This window comes from Brenneria sp. g21c3 (assembly GCF_040240345.1).
GTDB lineage: Bacteria > Pseudomonadota > Gammaproteobacteria > Enterobacterales > Enterobacteriaceae > Brenneria.
The window spans coordinates 212229-234782 of record NZ_JBEIAB010000003.1 but is presented as its reverse complement, the minus strand read 5'-3'; the positions used below and the strand labels follow the sequence as shown (position 1 = coordinate 234782).

Annotated in this window: 20 protein-coding genes, 1 pseudogene and 1 other annotated feature; of the genes and pseudogenes, 12 read left to right on the top strand and 9 right to left on the bottom strand. The window is 55.8% G+C overall.

Annotated elements, in window-relative coordinates; all coding sequences use genetic code 11:
* Window positions 1-95: 95 nt before the first annotated feature.
* From ABRZ28_RS06320 to rnm, 6 genes are all read right to left on the bottom strand, one after another.
* Window positions 96-890 carry an ABC transporter ATP-binding protein gene (locus ABRZ28_RS06320; RefSeq protein ID WP_330519749.1) on the bottom strand — a complete coding sequence of 265 codons (795 nt, stop codon included), beginning with the start codon at window positions 888-890 and terminating at the stop codon, window positions 96-98.
* 10 nt (window positions 891-900) lie between these two features.
* Complete coding sequence (gene ntrB, locus ABRZ28_RS06315) at window positions 901-1821, bottom strand: nitrate ABC transporter permease (protein ID WP_330519877.1); 921 nt, start codon at window positions 1819-1821, stop codon at window positions 901-903.
* Between the two features lie 11 nt (window positions 1822-1832).
* A complete protein-coding gene (locus tag ABRZ28_RS06310; RefSeq protein WP_330519748.1) occupies window positions 1833-3092 on the bottom strand; it encodes a CmpA/NrtA family ABC transporter substrate-binding protein in 1260 nt (419 codons plus the stop codon).
* Window positions 3093-3811: 719 nt separating this feature from the next.
* Entirely contained in the window at window positions 3812-5098 is a 1287-nt protein-coding gene (locus tag ABRZ28_RS06305; RefSeq protein WP_319602507.1) for a nitrate- and nitrite sensing domain-containing protein, read from the bottom strand.
* Between the two features lie 137 nt (window positions 5099-5235).
* The gene (locus tag ABRZ28_RS06300; protein WP_330519747.1) at window positions 5236-5856 is read right to left on the bottom strand and encodes an L-threonylcarbamoyladenylate synthase; all 621 of its coding nucleotides are present in this window, start codon (window positions 5854-5856) and stop codon (window positions 5236-5238) included.
* Between the two features lie 106 nt (window positions 5857-5962).
* Window positions 5963-6847: an RNase RNM gene (gene rnm / locus ABRZ28_RS06295; protein ID WP_330519876.1), complete on the bottom strand. Its 885-nt coding sequence runs from the start codon at window positions 6845-6847 to the stop codon at window positions 5963-5965.
* Between the two features lie 220 nt (window positions 6848-7067).
* Window positions 7068-7171, top strand: a sequence feature (Trp leader region).
* A 30-nt stretch (window positions 7172-7201) separates the two neighbouring features.
* Between rnm and ABRZ28_RS06290 the strand changes: the two genes are divergently transcribed.
* The 5 genes and pseudogenes from ABRZ28_RS06290 (at window position 7202) to trpA (ending at window position 13852) form a co-directional block, all read left to right on the top strand.
* Window positions 7202-8764 carry an anthranilate synthase component 1 gene (locus ABRZ28_RS06290; protein ID WP_319602508.1) on the top strand — a complete coding sequence of 521 codons (1563 nt, stop codon included), beginning with the start codon at window positions 7202-7204 and terminating at the stop codon, window positions 8762-8764.
* Window positions 8764-10374: pseudogene (gene trpD / locus ABRZ28_RS06285) on the top strand (bifunctional anthranilate synthase glutamate amidotransferase component TrpG/anthranilate phosphoribosyltransferase TrpD). Before ABRZ28_RS06290 ends, trpD begins: the two are co-directional and overlap by 1 nt.
* A gap of 7 nt (window positions 10375-10381) precedes the next feature.
* On the top strand, window positions 10382-11743 hold the full coding sequence (gene trpCF / locus ABRZ28_RS06280) for a bifunctional indole-3-glycerol-phosphate synthase TrpC/phosphoribosylanthranilate isomerase TrpF (RefSeq protein WP_330519746.1): 1362 nt from the start codon (window positions 10382-10384) through the stop codon (window positions 11741-11743).
* A gap of 109 nt (window positions 11744-11852) precedes the next feature.
* The gene (gene trpB / locus ABRZ28_RS06275; RefSeq protein ID WP_319602922.1) at window positions 11853-13046 is read left to right on the top strand and encodes a tryptophan synthase subunit beta; all 1194 of its coding nucleotides are present in this window, start codon (window positions 11853-11855) and stop codon (window positions 13044-13046) included.
* Window positions 13046-13852: a tryptophan synthase subunit alpha gene (trpA, locus tag ABRZ28_RS06270; RefSeq protein WP_330519745.1), complete on the top strand. Its 807-nt coding sequence runs from the start codon at window positions 13046-13048 to the stop codon at window positions 13850-13852. Before trpB ends, trpA begins: the two co-directional genes overlap by 1 nt.
* Before the next feature lie 71 nt (window positions 13853-13923).
* Here the strand turns inward: trpA and ompW are convergent, their stop codons facing one another.
* Window positions 13924-14556, bottom strand: a complete 633-nt coding sequence (gene ompW, locus ABRZ28_RS06265) for an outer membrane protein OmpW (protein WP_330519744.1) — start codon at window positions 14554-14556, stop codon at window positions 13924-13926.
* A gap of 341 nt (window positions 14557-14897) precedes the next feature.
* On the opposite strand from ompW, the gene ABRZ28_RS06260 reads away from it, so the two are divergent.
* The 4 genes from ABRZ28_RS06260 (at window position 14898) to yciA (ending at window position 17427) form a co-directional block, all read left to right on the top strand.
* Window positions 14898-15257 (top strand): YkgJ family cysteine cluster protein, encoded by a 360-nt coding sequence (locus tag ABRZ28_RS06260; RefSeq protein WP_330519743.1) that lies wholly within the window; start codon window positions 14898-14900, stop codon window positions 15255-15257.
* 100 nt (window positions 15258-15357) lie between these two features.
* Window positions 15358-16110 carry a YciC family protein gene (locus tag ABRZ28_RS06255; RefSeq protein ID WP_330519742.1) on the top strand — a complete coding sequence of 251 codons (753 nt, stop codon included), beginning with the start codon at window positions 15358-15360 and terminating at the stop codon, window positions 16108-16110.
* Between the two features lie 256 nt (window positions 16111-16366).
* The gene (locus ABRZ28_RS06250) at window positions 16367-16930 is read left to right on the top strand and encodes a septation protein A (protein WP_319602514.1); all 564 of its coding nucleotides are present in this window, start codon (window positions 16367-16369) and stop codon (window positions 16928-16930) included.
* A 62-nt stretch (window positions 16931-16992) separates the two neighbouring features.
* Window positions 16993-17427 (top strand): acyl-CoA thioester hydrolase YciA, encoded by a 435-nt coding sequence (gene yciA, locus ABRZ28_RS06245; protein WP_319602515.1) that lies wholly within the window; start codon window positions 16993-16995, stop codon window positions 17425-17427.
* Between the two features lie 85 nt (window positions 17428-17512).
* On the opposite strand, the gene tonB is transcribed toward yciA, so the two are convergent.
* Window positions 17513-18307, bottom strand: a complete 795-nt coding sequence (tonB, locus tag ABRZ28_RS06240; protein WP_319602516.1) for a TonB system transport protein TonB — start codon at window positions 18305-18307, stop codon at window positions 17513-17515.
* Between the two features lie 194 nt (window positions 18308-18501).
* Here tonB and ABRZ28_RS06235 point away from each other — a divergent pair, with 194 nt between their 5' ends.
* Window positions 18502-18798, top strand: a complete 297-nt coding sequence (locus tag ABRZ28_RS06235; protein WP_319602517.1) for a YciI family protein — start codon at window positions 18502-18504, stop codon at window positions 18796-18798.
* Between the two features lie 158 nt (window positions 18799-18956).
* Complete coding sequence (locus ABRZ28_RS06230; protein ID WP_330519741.1) at window positions 18957-20603, top strand: methyl-accepting chemotaxis protein; 1647 nt, start codon at window positions 18957-18959, stop codon at window positions 20601-20603.
* A 72-nt stretch (window positions 20604-20675) separates the two neighbouring features.
* On the opposite strand, the gene ABRZ28_RS06225 is transcribed toward ABRZ28_RS06230, so the two are convergent.
* Entirely contained in the window at window positions 20676-20852 is a 177-nt protein-coding gene (locus ABRZ28_RS06225) for a YciY family protein (RefSeq protein WP_319602519.1), read from the bottom strand.
* Window positions 20853-21047: 195 nt separating this feature from the next.
* On the opposite strand from ABRZ28_RS06225, the gene cls reads away from it, so the two are divergent.
* Entirely contained in the window at window positions 21048-22508 is a 1461-nt protein-coding gene (gene cls, locus ABRZ28_RS06220) for a cardiolipin synthase (RefSeq protein WP_319602520.1), read from the top strand.
* The last annotated feature ends 46 nt before the right edge of the window (window positions 22509-22554 follow it).

Sequence of the window (22554 nt, the reverse complement as noted above, 5' to 3'; positions counted from 1 at the left end):
AAATCAGGGGAAAAAAGCCCGCAAAGCGGCGGCGCGGACGGGTTGCGCCTGTCCGCGGCGAATGCGCTTTCGTTATGTTGATTTACCGTTTCCCGTCAGGCGGCGTGCGACTGTTTTTCATATAAGAAATGCAGCACCTGCTGCCGGTACTGGTGATAACGGGGATCGTCCGCCAACGCGACGCGCGAGCGCGGGCGCTCCAGTTCCACCGTCACGATCTCCCCGACCGTCGCCGCCGGGCCGTTGGTCATCATCAGCACCCGATCCGACAGCAAGACCGCTTCATCCACATCGTGGGTGATCAGCACGATGGTGGTGTGCAGCCGCTGCTGAATGTCCATCACCGCATCCTGCAAATGGGCGCGGGTCAATGCATCCAACGCGCCGAACGGCTCGTCCATCAGCAGCACTTTGGGCTTTATCGCCAGCGCGCGGGCGATCCCTACCCGCTGTTTCATCCCGCCGGAGATCTCATTCGGCCGTTTGTCCGCCGCGTGCGCCATATTCACCAGCGCCAGATTGTGGGTGATCCACTCATGCATCTCGGTTTTGCTCATCCGGCCGCGAAATACCTGACGCACGGCCAGCGCCACGTTTTCATAAGCCGTCAGCCACGGCAGCAAGGAATGGTTCTGAAACACCACGCCGCGCTCCGGGCCGGGGCCGTCGATCTCCCGGTTGTCGCACAGCAGGCCGCCGCCGCTCGGCCGGGTCAGACCGGCGATCAAATTGAGCAAGGTTGACTTGCCGCAACCGGAGTGGCCGATCAGACTGACGGTTTCCCCGGCGTAGATATCGAAGCTCACCTGATCCAGCGCCAAAAACTCGCCGCTGGCGGTATGGAAACGCTGGCTGACCTGCTGTACCTGAATAATCGGATTCGCGCGCATCGTCGGCTCCTTAGCGGTTGTCATAGTTAAAACGTTTGGCGATTAACATCAGGCCCTGCTCCAGCAGCAGGCCGATCACCCCAATCACCACGATGGCGATAATGATGTTTTCCACGTTCAGGTTGTTCCATTCATTCCAAATCCAGAAGCCGATGCCGATGCCGCCGGTCAGCATTTCCGCCGCCACAATCACCAGCCAGGCGATGCCGATGGATAAGCGCACGCCGGTCAGGATGTTCGGCAATACCGCGGGCAGCAGGATCTTGCGCATCACGGTGAACTCGGACAGCTTAAGCACGCGCGCCACGTTCAGGTAATCCTGCGGAATCAGCCTGACGCCTTCGGCGGTGTTGAGGATCATCGGCCAGATGGAGCAGATAAAGATGGTCCAACTGGAGGCCGGTTCGGCGCGCTGAAACAACAGCAGGCCGATAGGCAGCCAGGCCAGCGGACTGACCGGTCGCAGCAGGGAAATAATCGGATTCAGCATGTCGGCCACGAAGCTGAAGCGACCAATCAGGAAGCCGGCGGGAATACCCACCAGCGCCGCCAGGCCAAAACCGATGCCCACGCGCTGCAACGAGGCCATCACGTTCCAGCCGATGCCCTGATCGTTCGGTCCGGCGATATAGAACGGATCGGCGAAAATCTCCAACGCCGCCAGCCAGGTGGCCCACGGCGTCGGAAAGTTTTCGCTGTGCAGTGCCGCGACCTGCCAGATACAGAGCAACAGGCCCACGCCCAACAATGCGGGGAAAATTCGCTGCGCCGCTTGGCGGAATAAAGGACGATAGCGGCGCGGCGCCGACACGGCCGAAGCCGCCGTTTTTTCCGCCGCCGCTCTGGCCGGCAGCGGCATAATCTCCGCGCCCTGTTCAGCGCCGGGTGCGTTATCCGCCGCGATGGGAATAACCTGAGCCTGGTTTTTCATCATTGCCTCGCTTATTTCTTCACGCTAAAACTGTCGGCATAGCCCGCCGGATCGCTGCCGTCCCAGCGCACGCCGTCGATCAGCACGCTGCTGCGCATCTCGCCGTCCGGCAGCGGGACAGCGCCTACCGCCGCGGCGGCCTGCTTATAGATATCAATCCGATTGACCTTTCTGGCGACGGCCAGGTAATCCGGATCTTCCGTCAGCAGGCCCCAGCGCTTATGCTGGGTCAGGAACCACATGCCATCGGACAGATAGGGATAGTTCACCGACCCGTCGTGGTAGAAACGCATCGCATGTTCGTCCTGCCAGCTTTTCCCCAGACCGTTTTCATACTGGCCCAGCATCCGGCCGACGATGGTTGCCTCTTTGGTATTGATGTAGGCGCGCCCCGCCACCACGCCGGCGGTTTCACGCCGATTGTCGTCGGAGGCATCAATCCAGCGCGACGCTTCCAGAATGGCGGCCGTCAGCGCGCGGGCGCTGTTCGGGTTGGCATCGACCCAGTCGGCGCGCGTGCCGAGCACTTTTTCCGGATGATCGGGCCAGATATCCTGCGACGTGGCGACGGTAAACCCGAGCTTGTCGCTGATGGCGCGCTGGTTCCAGGGTTCGCCGGCGCAATAGCCGACCATATTGCCGATCTTCATATTCATCACCATCTGCGGCGGCGGCACCACCACCGTGCGGACATCGTTCAGCGGATGAATGCCCGCGGAGGCCAGCCAGTAATAGAGCCACATGGCATGGGTGCCGGTGGGGAACGTCTGAGCGAAGGTGTAGGTACCCGCCGCACTGGCGGCGATATATTTTTGCAGCGCGTTCAGATCGGTGACGCCGCTTTCGCGTAGCTGGTTGGCCAGCGTGATGCCCTGTCCGTTCTGGTTGAGCGTCATAAGCGCCGCCATGTCGCTCTGCGCGCCGGATAAGCCCATTTGCAGGCCGTATAGCTGGCCGTACAGGATATGCGCGGCATCCAGCTCGCCGGATACCAGCTTATCGCGCACCGCCGCCCAACTGGCTTCCTTGCTGGGGATAATGCGAATGCCGTATTTCTTGTCGAAGCCTTTTATCGCGGCCATCACCACCGATGCGCAGTCCGTCAGGGGAATGAAGCCCACGCGGATTTCCTGTTTCTCCGGCGCGTCGGAGCCGGCGGCCCAGGCGCTGTTCATCAACCCCGGCAGCATAAAACCGCCGCCCAACGCCGCACCGCCCAGTAAAAACTGACGACGGGAAACCGTCATGCCCTTCGTTTTGGAATCACTCATTCACGACACCTTTCAGCCGATCGCCGTTTCCGGCGGTCAAAAAACAAAACGGCGTCCATAAGCCCATGCAAAAGATGCACGCTTATGGACGCCGTTATCCGGTTAACCCGCAACAAACCGCCGTTGGCTTATCACCGATTAATGATGTTGATCAGTTACTGTCAGTTTTAAAGCAAGGTGTGTGCCAGAAGTTATATTTCTGGGCGTGATGGTGAAAATTGGGCTGTAACCCCACCCCGGCCCTCCCCTTCGCAGGGGAGGGAGTTTGGCTCATCCCCCTGGCAAGGGGGCTCTTAGTCACAACTCAGGAAGAGGCTCCGGGCAACAGGTTGTTTTCCCTTTGGCGTAAAAGGGGCTGAGTCGGGAGAGTCCTTTAGGATGAGCAGCATGGATGCTGCTCAAGCCAGTGCCGCGTCGGGAACGCGTCACTGGCGGTCCGTCAGAAGGACTCTCCCGGCGAAGGCATCGCGTAGCGACCCCGTTCCGCCAAAAGCCATAGGTCAAGGAGCTGCGGCAATTGAGCGCTCCTTGTCGGGCGCGTGCTACGACGTGGCATAAATATACCTTTCTTTTCGCGCACGAAATAACACTGAGCTTACATATACCGTTATCGGTAAATTTGTGACTAAGAGACAGCCCTGGCAAAGGGCCAAAAGAGGATAAACCACTCTTTGCACTGCCGCCGGGCAAAGCACGCACCCTTTGTGTGCATATGACGCCTACGGCGTATCCTGAAAAACGTCGGCCACCGCCAGCATCGCCGTGGCGATTTCAATCAATTTTTTATTTTGATTCATCGCCATCTTGCGCAGGGTTTTGTACGCCTCTTCCTCGCTTAAACCGCGATGCTGCATCAGCAGACTTTTTGCCCGGTCGATATGTTTTCTTTCATTCAGCGTATCGCGCAACGCCGCCAGTTCGTGATCCAACGCCTGTAAACGCCGCGACTGCCGTTGAACCAAAGAGAGCAGCGAACGCCCGAGCTGAGGGCGGACCCCATCGCTATTCAGCCAGCCGTCCGACGCCGCGCTTGCCATATCATGACCGGCGATAAAGACCGAGTATCCCGGATCGTCGTTTTCCGTCGGCGACATCAGGCTTACTATATCCGCCATCTGCTCGCTGTTCGCCTGCTCGGCGGCGGCGATGCGATCGCGGCAAAGTTGCATCAGCGTCTGCTCCAGACTGTCTTCCAGCCGTTTCATTTCATCAATGCGCTGCGTGGCGATGGCGAACCAGCGCAGGCTACCCTCGTCTTCGCGCTTTTCCGCGCCGCCGCGGGTGCAGGCGATACGGCGCAAACGTTCAAACTCGCTATCCGTCGTCATCCGTAGCCAGCGCTGCCGGTTTTGCTCATCGGCGAAATCCGCAAAGGTGGCGAAACACCGCTCCTGTCGTTCGATCAAATCCAGCAACTTTTGCTGCGTATCCTCATTGAAGGCGCCGGAGGCAAAGGCGGCCGCGCCGATCGCCCGCTCCTGGCCGGCGAATTCCTTCCCCTGCATAAAGCTGAACATGGCGATCAGCGCCCGCGAAATCACCGGCTCCGCCGCCGTATCGGAGACCTCAAACACCAGCGAGAGCAGATTGCGGATAATGTCGTTAAAAAAGGTCATGGCCTGCGGCAACGGCAATATCCGCTGGCGAATATCCTGACGTAGCGAAGGCAGCAGGCTCAGCGTATAGACCACGCTGGCGACCCGGCTGAACAGACGGCTGGCCTGCGGCAAATCGGCCGTCATGCCTTCCAGGCGATCCAGATGCGCCATCAGCGGTTCCTGCGCCTGCGCCACTTCCGTTTCCCTCAGCCTTAACTCATCGGCAAACAGTCGGCCGTCAGAGCAGAGAAACAGGTTGGATGTGCCGCGCTCGCGTTGCAGCATATGCACCAGTTGACTGATCTTTCCCACCAGTTCGCCGCTTTGCAGCAAATAGCGCAGGCTATTCAACTCGCACTGACGCGAGGCCAGCAGGAAACGGATCGTTGTTGAAGGGTCTGCCGCCATGGTTCTCACTCCCGAAACATCACCGGCGGAAAGATGCAATTAACACGCCAGCGACAAAATGCGTCAATGGGTTCAGCGCCAATATCCGTCCGGCGTTTAGTCATGTTCCGTTACCGGATAATCCGCGCGCTCAATCTCTAAAGAAACGGCGTGATATCCCCGGTGCCTTCACGGACAATCTGCGGGGAGGAGTCGGTTAAATCGATAACCGTCGTGGGCTGCTGGCCGAGAAAGCCGCCGTGAATCACCAGATCGACCAGTTTTCCCAACCTTTCCTGAATTTCTTCCGGGTCGGATTCGGCAAAATCATTGCCCGGCAGCATCAAGGTGGTCGACATCAGCGGTTCGTTCAGCGCGGCCAATAACGAGAGCGCGATGGGATTGGAGGGAACGCGCAGGCCGATGGTTTTCCGTTTTTCGTTCATCAGGCGGCGCGGCACTTCTTTCGTGGCCTTGAGGATAAAGGTGTAGTTGCCCGGCGTATTGTTTTTGATCAACCGGAACGCCGCATTATCGACATAGGCATAGGTGGACAGCTCGGACAGATCGCGGCACACCAGCGTAAAATTGTGGTTGCTGTCCAGATCGCGGATACGACAGATACGCTCCATCGCATTTTTGTCGCCCAACATGCATCCCAGCGCGTAGCCGGAATCGGTGGGATAGACAATCACCCCGCCCTTATGCAGAAATTCCACCGCTTGTTTGATAAGCCTGGGCTGCGGATTCTGCGGATGAATATAGAAAAACTGACTCATGACACGACCTCTTGCATCTGCAATACGGGAGAAAACACCGCCTCTCCCGCCTAATCGGCAACGCCATTATTTTATGCCGGCAGGCGTTACCGTGATATTCAGTAAATTATTGCGCCAGCGCCCGGTGATGCCACACCGGCTCCACGTCGGCGGGCAGCCACAGCTTGCGCCCCAGTTCAATCCAGGCGCACGGCTGATGAAAATCCGACCCCTGCGACCCCAATAAGCCAAACTCTCTGGCGTAGCGGGCAAGCTGCGTGCGTTCATCCGGCGCCTGCTGGCATTGCGCCACCTCCATGGCGACGCCGCCGTGATCCGCAAACGCGGTCAACAGACGTTTCAGCCATTTGGCGGTCAAATCATAACGTCCGGGATGCGCCAATACCGCCACGCCGCCAGATTGATGAATAGCATCAATCGCTTGCTTTATTGTACACCACTGCGGCGGGACATATCCGGTTTTCCCTTTTGCCAGATATTTTTTAAACACCTGATTGATATTCGGCGCGGCGCCTTGTTCCACCAGAAAGCGGGCGAAATGACCGCGGGTGATCTGCCCGCCGGTCGCCAGGCGGCTGGCGCCGGCCAGCGCATCGGGAATACGCGCTTTCGCCAGACGCTGGGCGATAAGCTCCGCCCTTTCCCGCCGCGACTGCGCCTGACTGAGCAGCAGCTCGCACAGGGCCGGATGACGAATATCCATACCCAGCCCCACAATATGAATTTCATGATTTTCCCAGAGCGTCGATATCTCTACGCCGGGGATCAGCCGCAACGGCAATGCCTGCTCGTCAATGGCGCGTTGCGCCTCAGCCAGACCGCCGGTGGTATCATGATCGGTAATCGACAATACGCCGACGCGCATCGCCGACGCCCGGTTAACCAGTTCGGCAGGCGCCAATACGCCGTCGGACGCCGTGGTGTGACTATGCAGATCATAAAGCGGGAAAGACGATAGCGGTTGAGATTCTTGCGACACAAATATTCCCATCACTGGCAGAATTGGTGGTTTGAAGGCCACTATGATGCCATCAACGCGCCGCTAATTGTAATAATTAGGCAGATGACGAACATCTCGGCCGTTTTAAATCCGGCAATAAAATAATATTATTCCTGTTATTGACTTTCGGTCTGTGAACTAGTTTACTAGTACGCAGGCTCAGCACACAAACAGCGAGATGTTGATAATGGTCATGCATAGCACGATGAAATCAGGTTGGTGGCGCTCTTCCCTCACGCGGGCGGAGTAATCGCGCATAGCTATTATCATACATGCAGATATTCCCAGGCCCGCTTATCAAGCGGGCTTTTTCATATATGGGCAAAAATAACACGGGTAGCAACGATGCAAACAACACAACCAAAACTGGCGCTTCTGCGTACCGAGGCCATCTACCGAAATGACCCCAGCGCCATTTTCCATCAGCTCTGCGGCGCAAGACCCGCCACGCTGCTGCTGGAATCCGCCGCCATCGAGAGTAAGCAAAACCTGAAAAGCTGGTTAATTGTGGATAGCGCTTTACGCATCACCGCATTCGGCCAGCAGGTTTCCATTCAGGCGCTGACCGCCAACGGCGCCAACCTGTTGCCGTTGCTGGATGACGCGCTGCCGGCCGAGGTCGTCATCGAAACGCATCCCAACGGCCGCGAACTGACCTTCCCGCCGGCGGATAACATGCAGGATGAAGATTCGCGCCTGCGTTCGTTATCCGTGTTTGATGCGCTGCGCGCCATTCTGAAGCTGGTCGACAGCCCTGCCGATGAACGCGAAGCCATGTTTTTGGGCGGACTGTTCGCTTATGATCTGGTCGCCAGTTTTGAAACGTTGCCGGAATTAAGCCAGCAGCAACGCTGCCCGGACTTTTGCTTCTATCTGGCGGAAACGCTGCTGGCGCTGGATCATCAACAGCAGAGCGCCCTGCTTCAGGCCAGCCTGTTTACGCCGGACAACGCGGAACGGCATCGTCTGCAACAGCGTCTGGAACAGTTGCAGCAGCAGTTGAAGCAACCGGCGCCGGCGCTTCCTCATCAGACCATCGACAGCATGACGCTCAGTTGCAACCAGAGCGATGAAGCCTATGGCGACGTCGTCACCCAGATGCAGCAGGCCATTCGCGCCGGAGAAATTTTTCAGGTGGTGCCGTCTCGTCGCTTCTCACTGCCTTGCCCGTCGCCGCTGTCCGCTTATCAGGTGCTGAAAGACAATAATCCCAGCCCTTATATGTTTTTCATGCAGGATCAGGATTTCACGCTGTTTGGCGCGTCGCCGGAAAGCTCGCTGAAATACGACGCCGACAGCCGACAGATTGAAATTTATCCGATTGCCGGCACCCGTCCGCGCGGCCGCCGCGCCGACGGTTCGTTGGATCGCGATCTCGACAGCCGCATTGAGCTGGAAATGCGTACCGACCATAAAGAGATGGCCGAGCACCTGATGCTGGTCGATCTGGCGCGCAACGATCTGGCGCGTATCTGCAATCCCGGCAGCCGCTATGTGGCCGATTTAACCCAGGTTGACCGCTACTCTTTCGTCATGCATCTGGTCTCCCGCGTGGTAGGGACGTTGCGTGACGATCTGGACGCGCTGCACGCCTATCGCGCCTGTATGAACATGGGTACGCTGAGCGGCGCGCCGAAAGTCCGCGCCACGCAGCTGATCGCCGCCAGTGAGAAAACCCGCCGCGGCAGCTATGGCGGCGCGGTGGGTTACTTTACCGCCCACGGCGATCTGGATACCTGTATCGTTATTCGCTCCGCCTATGTGGAAGACGGCATCGCCACGGTTCAGGCCGGCGCGGGCGTGGTCCTGGACTCCATTCCACAGGCGGAAGCCGATGAAACACGAAACAAAGCGCGGGCCGTTCTGCGGGCCATCGCCAGTGCGCATAACGCGAAGGAGCTGTTCTAATGGCGGATATCTTACTGCTCGATAATATCGACTCATTCACTTACAACCTGGTAGATCAGCTACGTTCCAGCGGACACCGGGTGGTCATTTATCGTAACCATCTGCCGGCCGACACCATCATCGGCCACTTAAAGAAAATGGAACGGCCGGTACTGATGTTATCCCCCGGCCCCGGCACGCCGGCCGACGCGGGCTGTATGCCGGAATTGCTGCAACGCCTGCGCGGTCAGTTGCCGATTATCGGCATCTGTCTGGGACACCAGGCGATTGTGGAAGCCTACGGCGGCCATGTCGGCCGGGCCGGCGAAATCCTGCACGGCAAAGCCTCCAATATCGACCATGACGGCGAGGCGATGTTCGCGGGCTTGCCCCACCCGCTGCCGGTGGCGCGCTATCATTCGCTGGTCGGCAGCGATATTCCGGCCACGCTGACCGTCAACGCCCACTTTAATCAGATGGTCATGGCGGTGCGTCACGACGCCGACCGCGTCTGCGGTTTCCAGTTTCATCCTGAATCGATTTTAACCACCCACGGCGCGCGGCTGCTCGAACAGACGCTGGACTGGGCTTTGGCTTAATTAAAGGACACGATCATGCAAGAGACTTTTTCCATCTCCGCCATACTTGAGAAGCTGTATCAAGCGGAAATCATCAGCCGTGAGGAAAGCCAGGCGCTGTTCGGCGCCATCGTGCGCGGCGAGCTGGAAGCGACCCAGTTGGCCGCCGCGCTGATCAGTATGAAAGTTCGCGGCGAACATCCGCAAGAGATTGCCGGCGCGGCAGCCGCCCTGCTGGCCGATGCGCAGCCCTTTCCGCGTCCCGACTACCCGTTCGCCGATATCGTCGGCACCGGAGGCGACGGCACCAACAGCATTAACATTTCGACCGCCAGCGCATTCGTCGCCGCCTGTTGCGGATTGAAGATCGCCAAACACGGCAATCGCAGCGTATCCAGCCGCTCGGGCTCGTCCGATCTGCTGGCGGCGTTCGGCATCAACCTTAATATGCCCGCCGAACAAGCGCGGCAGGCGCTGGATGACTTAGGCGTATGCTTTTTGTTTGCGCCGCAGTATCATCCCGGATTCCGCCATGCGGTACCCGTGCGCCAGCAGTTGAAAACCAGAACGCTGTTTAACGTTTTAGGGCCGCTGGTTAACCCGGCCCGTCCGCCGCTGGCGCTGATCGGTGTTTATCGTCCGGAACTGGTTCGTCCTATCGCCGAAACGCTGAAAGTTCTGGGTTATCAACGCGCGGCCGTGGTTCACGGCGGCGGAATGGACGAAGTCGCTATTCATGCGCCGACGCAAGTCGCTGAATTGAACAACGGCAAGATTGACGAATACGAACTGACTCACAAAGACTTTGGTCTGGACGCCTTCCCGCTTTCAGCGCTGGAAGGCGGCTCGCCGGAAGAAAACCGCGATATTCTGACCGCGCTGTTGCAGGGAAAAGGCCAGCCGGCGCACGAAGCGGCCGTTGCCGCCAACGTGGCGTTGTTGTTGAAGCTGTTCGGACAGGAAGATTTGCGTCAAAATGCGCAACAGGCGTTAGCTGCGATTCATAGCGGACAGGCCTATCAACGCGTAACCGACCTGGCCGCAAGAGGATAAAGAAGTCATGCAGGAAACCATTCTGAATAAAATAGTGCGTGATAAAGCTATATGGCTGGAAGCGCGTCAGAAGCAACAACCGCTGTCGACGTTCCAGCATGAGGTCGTCCCCAGCGAGCGGGATTTTTATCAGGCTTTGCGCCAGAATAAGCCGGCGTTTATTCTGGAGTGCAAGAAAGCATCGCCGTCGAAAGGATTGATCCGTGATGATTTCGACCCGGCGACGATCGCCGGGATTTATAAAGACTACGCCTCCGCGATATCGGTACTGACCGATGAAAAATATTTTCAGGGCGACTTCGCTTTCCTGCCGCAGGTTAGCGCGGCGGTTCACCAGCCGGTGCTGTGCAAAGACTTCATTATTTCGGAGTATCAGATCTACCTGGCGCGCTATTATCAGGCCGACGCCATCCTGCTGATGCTCTCGGTGCTGGACGACCAGCAGTATCGCCAACTGTCCGATCTGGCGCATAGTCTGAAACTGGGCGTGCTGACCGAAGCCAGCAATGAGGAAGAGCTGCATCGGGCGATTAAACTTGAAGCCCGCGTGGTGGGCATCAATAACCGCAACCTGCGCGATCTGTCCATCGATCTGAATCGCACCCGTCAGCTTGCCCCGCTGCTGCCGGACGGCGTGACGGTTATCTGCGAATCGGGTATTCATCGCCATGCGCAGATTCGTGAGTTAAGCCGGTTCGCCGACGGTTTCCTGATCGGCAGCTCGCTGATGTCCGAACCCGACCTGACGCAGGCGGTGCGCCGCGTCATTCTCGGCGAAAATAAAGTTTGCGGCCTCACCCGCCCGGAAGATGCGCAGGCCGCCTATCAGGCCGGCGCCGTGTATGGCGGATTGATCTTTGTGCCGTCCTCCCCGCGCTGCGTGTCGCCGGAACAGGCTCGTCAACTGACCGCCAGCGCCCCGCTGCGCTATGTCGGCGTATTTCGCGACGATCCGGTCGAGCGGATTGTCAGCCTCGCCGGCGAATTAAAGCTGGCGGCAGTGCAACTGCACGGCAACGAAGACCAGCACGTCATTTCACAGTTGCGCGAACAACTGCCCGCCGACTGCCAAATCTGGAAAGCGCAGAGCGTAACCGGCCAGAGTCCGGCCAGAAACCTGCCGCATGTCGACCGCTATGTGCTGGATAACGCGCAGGGCGGCAGCGGTCAGACGTTCGACTGGTCGGTGCTGAAGGGACAAAATCTGGATAACGTGCTGCTGGCCGGCGGACTCAATGCCGACAACTGCGCACAGGCGGCGCAATTGGGATGCGCCGGGCTGGACTTCAATTCCGGCGTGGAAAGTCAGCCCGGCAAGAAAGATGCGCATAAAATCGCGGCGGTTTTTCAGACGCTACGGGCGATATGATCCCTTTCACCCTCGCGGCGCGGTTCAACATTCATACCCATCGCTCAGGCAGCCGACGCGCCTTGCGACATGAAATATGTAGGGTATTCGTGAATACAAAGACAGGAATATTATGACATTACTCAATCCATACTTTGGTGAATTCGGCGGACAATATGTGCCGCAGATCCTCATCCCGGCCCTGCGTCAGTTGGAAGAAGCGTTTGTTAGCGCGCAGCAGGATCCCGAATTCCAGGCGGAATTTACCGATTTACTGAAGAATTACGCCGGTCGCCCGACCGCCCTGACCCTGTGTAAAAACCTGACCGCCGGGACCCGCACCAAGCTGTACCTGAAGCGTGAAGACTTGCTGCACGGCGGCGCGCATAAAACCAATCAGGTGCTGGGTCAGGCGCTGCTCGCCAAACGGATGGGGAAAACGGAAATCATCGCCGAGACCGGCGCAGGCCAGCACGGCGTGGCCACCGCGTTGGCCTGCGCTCTGCTGGGGCTGAAATGCCGCATCTATATGGGCGCCAAAGACGTCGAACGTCAGTCGCCCAACGTGTTCCGTATGCGCCTGATGGGCGCTGAAGTCATCCCGGTTCACAGCGGTTCCTCCACGCTGAAAGACGCCTGTAACGAAGCGCTGCGCGACTGGTCCGGCAGCTATGAGAAGGCGCATTATCTGTTAGGCACCGCGGCGGGTCCGCACCCGTTCCCTACTATCGTGCGTGAGTTTCAGCGCATGATCGGCGAAGAAATCAAAGCCCAACTGCTGGAAAGAGAGGGCCGGTTGCCGGATGCGCTGCTGGCCTGCGTGGGCGGCGGCTCCAATTCCATCGGCATGTTTGCCGACTTTATCGATGACGCCGGCGTGCGCCTGATTGGCGTGGAGCCTGCCGGGTTAGGCATCGCCAGCGGACAACACGGCGCGCCGCTCAAGCACGGCCGCGTCGGAATTTACTTCGGCATGAAGTCCCCGATGATGCAAACCAGCGAAGGACAAATCGAAGAGTCCTATTCGATCTCCGCCGGACTGGATTTCCCTTCCGTCGGCCCCCAGCACGCTTACCTGAACAGCATCGGCCGGGCCGATTATGTTTCCATTACCGATGACGAAGCGCTGGATGCCTTTAAAGAACTCTCCCGTCATGAAGGAATTATCCCGGCGTTGGAATCGTCCCACGCCCTTGCCTATGCGCTGAAAATGATTAAGCAGGAGCCGGAGAAGGAACAAATCCTGGTGGTTAACCTGTCCGGCCGCGGCGATAAAGACATATTTACCGTTCACGATATTTTAAAAGATCGGGGAGAAATTTAATGGAGCGCTATCAACAGTTGTTCAAACGTCTCGACGAAAAGAAAGAAGGCGCGTTTGTCCCCTTTGTTACGCTGGGAGATCCTTCGCCGGAACAGTCGCTGAAAATCATCGATACGCTGGTGGCGGCCGGCGCCGATGCGCTGGAACTCGGCATTCCTTTTTCCGATCCGCTGGCCGATGGGCCGACGATTCAGGCCGCGACGCTGCGGGCGTTCGCATCGGGCGTCACTCTCAGCCAATGCTTTGAAATGCTTGCCGCTATTCGCCAGAAATACCCGGAGATCCCCATCGGCCTGCTGATGTACGCCAATCTGGTTTTCAGTAATGGCATTGATGCGTTCTATCAGCGCTGCGAGCAGGTTGGCGTCGACTCCGTGCTGATTGCCGATGTGCCGGTTGAAGAATCCGCGCCTTTCCGCGCCGCGGCGCAGCGTCATAACATCGCGCCGATTTTTATCTGTCCGCCCAATGCCGATGACGATTTGCTGCGTGAAATTGCGTCCTATGGCCGCGGTTACACCTATCTCCTGTCGCGCGCGGGGGTTACCGGTACGGAAAAACGCGCTCAGTTGCCGCTTCATCACCTGGTCGCTAAATTGACGGAATACCACGCCGCGCCGCCCATTCAGGGCTTCGGTATTTCAGAACCCGCACAGGTGCGGGAATCGTTGACCGCGGGCGCCGCCGGCGCCATCTCCGGCTCGGCGATCGTGCGGATTATTGAAAAAAATCAGCAAGATCCCAAAGAAATGCTGTCGCAACTGCATACCTTTGTCAGCAATATGAAGGCGGCGACACGCGCATAATGCGAAAACGGCAACGGCGGATGCATATCCGCCATTGCCGTTAAAAGCGCCGCTTCAGCAAATAACCGCAATCAGAAACGATAGCCGAAGCCGAACATAAAGACCCACGGATCCAGACGGGTGCTAATCGACTGCTGCTGGCCTCCGGCGTTAAACTTCACATCGGTATCGATATCCATCCACCACAACGATGCGTTAAGCAGCCAGTTATCAGCCAGATTAATATCCACACCGGCCTGCGCGGCGACGCCCCAGGAATTTTTCAGACTCAGGTCGGTTAAACCCAGGCTTTCGCCGCGGCTATTGAACTTTTCATCAAAGAACAGGGTGTAGTTCACGCCTACGCCGAGGTAGGGACGAAGTTTGTCGTTTTGATCGCCAAAGTAGTACTGCGCCATCAGCGCCGGGGGCAGATGGCTCACCTCGGCAAGCTCCCCGGTGCCGTTCAACCCGACCTTATGGGTAAACGGCGTCGCGGCCAATAGCTCCACGCCAATGTTATCCGTGACCAGGTAGCTGAACGTCAAACCCAGTTGGGTATTATTATTCACGTCGAATGAACCCAGGCCCAATACATTGTCGGAGCCTTCTACCGGACGAACCGTCGCGGTTCCACCACGGACAATGATATCTCCGGCCTGATGAGCCTGTGCGAATGACGGCAACAGCGTCGCCGCGATAAGTAAGAAAGACGCCTTTTTCATTATCCACTCCCTTTATATGGTTTAATTTCGAGCAAAATATACCTTTGCGCGGCTACTCTTGTTTTTAGCCAGATCACATCTTTTAAACGCATTTTGTAAAAAGTGAAAATTAATCAAATACAGCCAAATCATTAAAAACAAAGGAATTGATTTAGATCAAAATAACCAAAAATGCACATAACGTGCGATCCTGAAAAAATGCGCTGCCAGGGCGGTTATTTCGGCGCTAAATTTTCAGCAATATTTGTTTGGTTCCCGACAGATTTCAGCATTGGCCGACACTGCGCGGCTTGAAAAATGAAGGGGTTGATGCAATGCCGGTCGAGGACGGTAGAAGACAAATGAGTGATAACGCCTGTATGCATTGCGGCGCCTGCTGCGCCTATTTCAGGGTATCTTTTTACTGGGCGGAAGCGGATGATGGCGGCGGCGCCGTTCCTGTCCTCCTCACGGAGCCCGTTACGCCATTTTTGCGTTGTATGCAGGGAACCAATAGCAAAACGCCGCGCTGCGTCGCGTTAAAAGGCGATATCGGCGAAAATGTCAGTTGTTCTATTTATTCCGATCGTCCTTCCCCATGCCGTGAATTTATGCAATCAGGCGAAAATGGCCGGATAAATGAGGCCTGTGACCGCGCCCGGGCACGCTACGGATTGCCCCCGTTACCCGTCGGGATTGAAGCGCCGTCCGCCGAATCATGAGAAATCAGCGCATCGCTCGCCGGACGGGGTGCCACAGTCTGGCGTAACAGGTTACAATTAAAGGCTAATATGATTACCCATTTTTTCTCAAGGAGTTTGCATGTCCATCACGGCCAACACGTTGTACCGTGACACAATGAATTTTACGCGTAACCAGTTCGTCAGTATTTTACTGATGGCCCTGCTGACCGCGTTCATTACTGTCATTCTGAATCATGCCTTCGCACCCGGGGATGAAGAATTGCAAACGCTGAATAACGTGGGCGGCGATTTGTCTTCCTCCGTCGAGTTGGGCGTGATGGATATGATCCAGCAAATGACGCCGGAGCAGCAGGTGGTGCTGCTGAAAATGTCTGCCGCGGGTACATTCGCCGCCCTGGTCGGCAACGCGATTCTCACTGGCGGCATCCTGATGCTGCTTCAGATGGTGTCCGCCGGCAACCGCACCAGCGCCTTGCGGGCGATCGGCGCCGCCGCCCCCGCGCTGCCCCGCCTGTTCATACTGATCCTGCTGTGTACGCTGCTCGTGCAATTCGGCATGCTGTTTCTGGTCATTCCCGGCGTGCTACTGGCTATTGCATTGAGCCTGTCGCCGGTTATCGTCGTCACCGAAAAATACGGCGTATTCCGCGCCATCAAGGCCAGCGCCAAACTGGCTTATGCCAACCTGCGCGTCACGGCGCCGGCGGTGATCCTCTGGATACTGACTAAAATCGCCATCCTGCTGCTGGTAACGAAAATCCCGGTATTTTCACCCACCGTGCTGGCCATTCTGTTAAACGGCCTGAGCAACCTGATATCCGCTATTCTGCTGATCTATCTGTTCCGTCTTTATATGCTGCTGCGCGTTTAACCGCCGTCCGATGGATTTCAAGGCGCGTCCCGGGAAGTTAGCGAATAACCGATCGGGGCGATAAATCCGCGGGAGAAAGATCGCGCGGCTTACCGTCGCCCTGATAACGGTAAGCCGCCGGCGCGGCCAATCGTAATTTTCTGCAAATTATGGCGATATCAAGGGAACAGTACACCACAATAAAGGATAATGCGGCCAGTTATCGGATAGCCATTGCGGTTATCACCAACGAATTATTGAGCGACGGATTGATACAATGAAGCAACTTATTGATTTTATTCCACTGATTGTTTTTTTTGTCTGTTACAAACTCTATGACATTTATGTGGCGTCAGGCGCATTGGTCGCCGCGACCGCGCTGGCGCTGATCATCACCTGGGTGCTTTATCGCAAGATAGAGAAAATGATGCTGGTGACCTTTGCTATGGTCGCTATTTTCGGCACCTTGACGCTGGTGTTCCATAACGATGAGTTCATCAAGTGGAAAGTGACCATTATTTATACCCTGTTTGCCGCCGCACTGCTGTACAGTCAGTTCGTGATGAAGAAAACGCTGATCCAGCGCATGCTGGGTAAAGAGCTAACCTTGCCGGCGCCGGTATGGGGAAAACTTAATTTCTCCTGGGCCATGTTCTTTCTGGTATGTGGATTATTAAACATTTATATTGCTTTCTGGATGCCGCAAAGCGTATGGGTTAACTTCAAGGTGTTTGGTTTAACAGGATTTACCCTGCTGTTTACCCTGATCTGCGGCATTTATATTTACCGGCATTTACCCGGCGATCGGGAAAAGTCAGAGGAAAATGGAAACGAGCGCTGATGATGCCCGTTTGATAAAAACAATATGACTCAATGAGTCAACCTAATTTGATTGATACCACAATGAGCAAACAAGACGTTTTACCTCAGGGCGATCTGGTGCTTCGTACACTGGCGATGCCTGCTGATACCAATGCGAATGGGGATATTTTTGGCGGCTGGATCATGTCGCAGATGGACATGGGCGGCGCTATTTTGGCAAAAGAAATCGCAGAAGGCCGGGTGGTCACCGTACGCGTTGACGGCATGTCGTTTCTGAAGCCGGTAGCCGTCGGCGACGTGGTGTGCTGTTATGCGCGCTGCGTCAGCACCGGCCGCAGTTCCATCAATGTGAATGTCGAAGTCTGGGTGAAAAAAGTCTCGTCCGAACCGATCGGTCAGCGTTATCGCGCCACGGAGGCGCTATTCACTTATGTCGCCGTGGACAGCTACGGCCGTGCGCGCGAACTACCGCTGGGGAAAAGCCACTGCAATTATGATGAACCGGAATCAAATTGATATAGCGCGCCTTCCAGTCCAGCCCCGACCAAGCCAACAGACTCAAGCACCGCGATAAAGCGGTGCTTTTTTGTCGATAGCGAACTTACTCCATGGTTGAGCCGCCATTGATCCTGAAGACGAACGTCACCTCCAGATTTCTGCCGGGCTTGCTGGCTTCATAGCGCCATTTCCGCATCGCCTGTCGGATGTCCCGTTCAAACATGTTGCGCGGTTCTGCTGAAAGCACCCGAATATTCTCTACCCGGCCGGCATCATCAATATCAAACTGTATCTTCACCCGCCCTTCGACGCGCAGTGAAAACGCCCGAGCGGGATACTGCGGCTCAACCCGGCTCAGCGGACGAGGCCCTGCCGACTGCGTATTTGACGCAGGAGACGGCGCCTGCCTGACCGGCGCATTCTTCACATTTTGCGTCGGTTCTTCGCTGGTAAACGGCGACGGCGGCTGTTTTTCAACGGCCCTTTCCCGTTTCACCGGCTTCGGCTGCTCGACTTTCTTCACCGGTTTCGGTTTTGGCTTCGGTTTAGGCTCTGGTTTAGGTTCCGGCAGCGGCACGGGAACCGGTTCTGGAATCGGCTCCGGGATGGGTTCCGGCTCAGGTTCCGGAACCGGCTCGGGCGCGGCTTCCGGCTCTACTACCGGTTCCGGCTGTTCTACCGGTTCCGGCTCGGCCGGCGCTGATTTCGCCGCGGGCGCCGCTTCAAACGAGGCGGGATTGACCATAACGACGCTGATCGCTTTGGACTCTTCCGGCATTTCGAAAGCTTTATTGAACGACGCATACAGCAAACCCGCGATTAAAGAACCGTGAATACCAGCTGAAAGTATAAATGGCCATGAATAACGGCGGGTCAGAAAAAGCTTTTTTTGCGGCATAGTATTTCTTTATCCTCTTATGCCGCCCAAGTTTAAATGCAAATAGCAATCATATTCAATAATAACCCGCCAAATTGTTAAAATAATCCGGAATGGGATGCCATTTATCTGCTAAATCAACCTATTGCCCTGCTCACATCATCCAGTATGATAGGTTACCGCAGTTTTGCACTTGCTAATGAAAGAGGCCAATTATGTTATATGTTATCTATGCAGAAGATGTCGCCGGTTCGCTGGAGAATCGACTGGCGGCAAGACCCGACCATCTTGCCCGTCTGAAGAACTTGCAGGATCAGGGACGACTTATCACCGCCGGCCCGTTCCCCGCCGTTGATAGCGAAGATCCCGGTAAAGCCGGTTTTACCGGCTCCGTCATCATCGCCGAATTTCCCTCCCTGACGGAAGCGCAAACCTGGGCGAATGAAGATCCTTACGTCGCCGCCAAGGTTTATCACAAGGTCACGGTAAAACCCTATAAAAAGGTGTTTTAATTGCGCTGATAACGGTGGGTCATGGCGGCTATCGCGATGACCCGTCGCCCACACTCTTCAGGCGCCGACATCCGCCTCCCAACGGCTGAAAGCTGAAATATTTTAGTCATTTAACAATGATACGCTGATCGTTATTCATATGCAGGGAGTCAAATCATATGTTAACGTCCGCTACGCTACGATTAGGGATGTCAAAAATATTTCGCCGCCGGCCGGGTATTCTTTTGGGTTTATTGCTGGTCATCGGGCTGTTTTCATTATTGCAGCTGATCTCGGTCGGCATTCTTTCCCAAACCCTGACGCAGGTCCGACTGGATACGTCGATTAATGAGCGGTTGCGTCAACAGCAGGCGTTGATGGATAAAGCCAGAATGGAAGTCATGAACGCCAGCGATAAACTGAATCGGGCCGGAATCTATCTGCTGGTTGATAAAGAAACCGGCTCGGTCGGCAGTTGGCAAAGTTTGATGGACGAAGCCGAGACGTCATTAAAGCTGGCGCAAACCCATTACCAACAACTGGATACCGCATCCGCCTCCCCGGCCTTCGCGGCGCTGAAAACCAGCTATCAGCAATTGTATGCGGGACTGCTGGAACTGGCCGAAGGAATAAAAACGAGCAATCAAATTGATATCTTCTTTGCTATTCCGATTCAGGCCTACCAAAACGATTTCACCCAAAAGTACTCACGCTACCTGCAAGATAACGATATCCGGCAAAAACGGCACGGCCAGCAATTCCTCACCTCTCTCGATCGCGCCCATACTATTTTTATTGTTGTGCTGGCGTTATTGCTGTTGGTCGCGGTGCTGGTGTGGGTCGGCGTCAACAAAGTCATTATTCGTCCGCTAAAACGCATCATCGATCATTTACGCCTGATTGCGGCAGGCGATCTTTCGCATACCATCGATGCGGAAAAACGGGCGGCCGATGAAATAGATCAGTTGAATCACAGCGTTATTCAAATGCAGCGTGGTCTGGTTGTTTTGGTTAATCAGGTTCGCCAGAGCGTAAGGAGCATGAGCGCCCAGGTTGATAAGGTTGCTGAAGATAACCGAATCCTGTCGGCGCAGGCAAACCGGCAGTCTAACGAACTGAAAGCCGCCACCGAACATATCATTCAGTTGAGCCAGCATCTGGAACAGCATACGCAGCACACTCAACAGGCCGGTCTGCACGCCGAAGACACCAGCAATATCGCCTCGCAGGGCGAAGTCATGATGAATGAAGTGAAGACGGCCATGTCGGATATAGCGGGCAGAACAAGGGAAATGACGGATGCGATCGGCATGATTGAAAATGTCGCTTTCCAAACGCATATTCTGTCATTGAACGCGGCGATTGAAGCCGCCCGCGCCGGGGAGATGGGACGCGGATTTGCCGTCGTCGCGCGTGAAGTCGGTACGCTGGCATCGCAAAGCAGCCATTCCGCGCAAAATATCAATGCCTTGATCCGCGATTCCGATAACAGCGTTGAAATGGGCGCCAAAGTGGTTAACGATTTGAATGAGAGCCTGCAAGAGATCATTCAGGCAGCGAAAGGCACCAGCGCGTTTTTAAGTGAAATATCGGCAATATCACACCAGCAAAACCAGAGCATTCATGACGTCACCAGCCGCATTCGCACCCTGAATGATACCGTGCAACAGAATGCCGCGCAGGTTGAAACGACGGCATTGACCTTTTCATCGCTGCTGCAACACACAGAGCGGCTTAGTTCGACCGTATCGCTATTTCAGATGCCGTCCGATCCCGCGGAGTCGTCGCCGGCTGCCGATAAACCGCTGATACCCGTATTATCCTGAAACCCGTCGCCGTCGCCGTCGATTAAAAAATTAGCGGTCATATCAATGATGACCGCTAATTTTTTCGGCTAACTACCACTCATAGGCGACCGCATACAACAACGCGCGCCGTTTATGCTTTTGCTGCAAATAGCGGGCGTAGTGAATATGACGGTAAGTACGCGACTGCGCTTCCAGCCAGCGGCTTCTGCGACGCTGAACCTGACGCAACATTCGCCAGCGGCTAACTTCATTCCGGCTGCGTTTCATGGCATAACTCTTCTATCGACGATTTGCCGCGTCATTATAGTCCCTTCGTATTTCGATCCAAGCGATGTTTGACATTCCCTTTCCGCCAGGAAAGAGATATCAGGCTATTTTATTAAGACTAAAGGCGTTTCACCTTTCATCAAAGTATGCGTACACTTTAATTAATGACTTACAGAAGGGATTTGCGACGCCTTTATGACAACATTTTATACAGTAATGAGTTGGTTACTTGTTTTCAGTTACTGGTTGTTGATTGCAAGTATCACGCTACGTATTTTGATGAAGCGTCGAACGGTTCCCTCCGCAATGGCCTGGTTGTTGGTTATCTATATTCTGCCGCTGGTGGGTATTGTCGCTTACCTCTCCTTCGGTGAATTACATCTTGGCAAACGCCGGGCGGAACGAGCCAGTAAAATGTGGCCCTCAACGGCGAAATGGCTGCGCGAGCTCAAAGAGTACCGGCGAATATTCGCCACAGAAAACAGCGAGGTCGCCAGCGCATTATTTCAATTATGCGAACGCCGTCAGGGCGTCGGCGGCGTAAAAGGCAACCAGTTGCAATTACTGACCACCTTTGACGACACCATTAAATCGCTGATCCGAGATATTGAACTGGCTCATAATAATATCGAGATGGTGTTTTATATCTGGCAAGCCGGCGGCATTGTCGATCAGGTCACCTCGTCGCTGATTGCGGCCGCGCGGCGCGGCGTGCATTGCCGGATACTGCTGGACTCCGCGGGCAGCGTTAAGTTTTTCCGCAACACCTATCCGCAACTGATGCGAACCGCCGGAATTGAAGTGGCCGAAGCGTTAAAAGTGAATTTATTCCGGGCGTTTCTGCGACGCATGGATTTACGTCAGCACCGGAAGGTCATCCTGATCGATAACCGTATCGCCTATACCGGCAGTATGAACATGGTCGATCCCCGCTTTTTCAAACAGGATGCGGGCGTCGGTCAATGGGTCGATCTGATGGCCCGCATTGAAGGGCCGGTGGCGACAACGTTGGGAATTATTTATTGCTGCGACTGGGAAATGGAAACCGGTATACGGCTGTTGCCGCCGCCGCCCGACGTCAATACGATGCCGTTTGAAGAGGAAACCGACCATACCATTCAGGTGATTGCGTCCGGCCCCGGTTATCCGGAAGATCTGATCCATCAGGCATTGTTAACCGCGGTCTACTCGGCGCGTAAACAGCTGATCATGACCACGCCCTATTTCGTGCCAAGCGACGACCTGCTGCACGCCATCTGTACGGCCGCACAGCGCGGGGTGGATGTCAGCCTTATCGTTCCGCATAAGAATGATTCCGTACTGGTCGGCTGGGCCAGTCGGGCGTTCTATACAGAACTGCTGGCGGCCGGCGTCAAAATCTATCAGTTCAACGATGGCCTGCTGCATACCAAAAGCGTGCTGGTCGACGGTCAACTGAGCCTGATCGGCACGGTTAATCTTGATATCCGCAGTCTGTGGCTGAATTTTGAAATTACCGTGGTGATCGACGATGCCGGTTTCGGCACCGACCTCGCCTGCGTGCAGGAAGATTATATTGCCCGCTCCACTCTGCTCAGCGCCAAACAGTGGCAAAGCCGACCTTATTGGCAACGAATTATAGAACGGCTGTGCTACTTTTTCAGTCCCTTGCTATAAATACGGCTTTCCCCGTGTTTTAATAGTTCCACACGCATTAACAGGA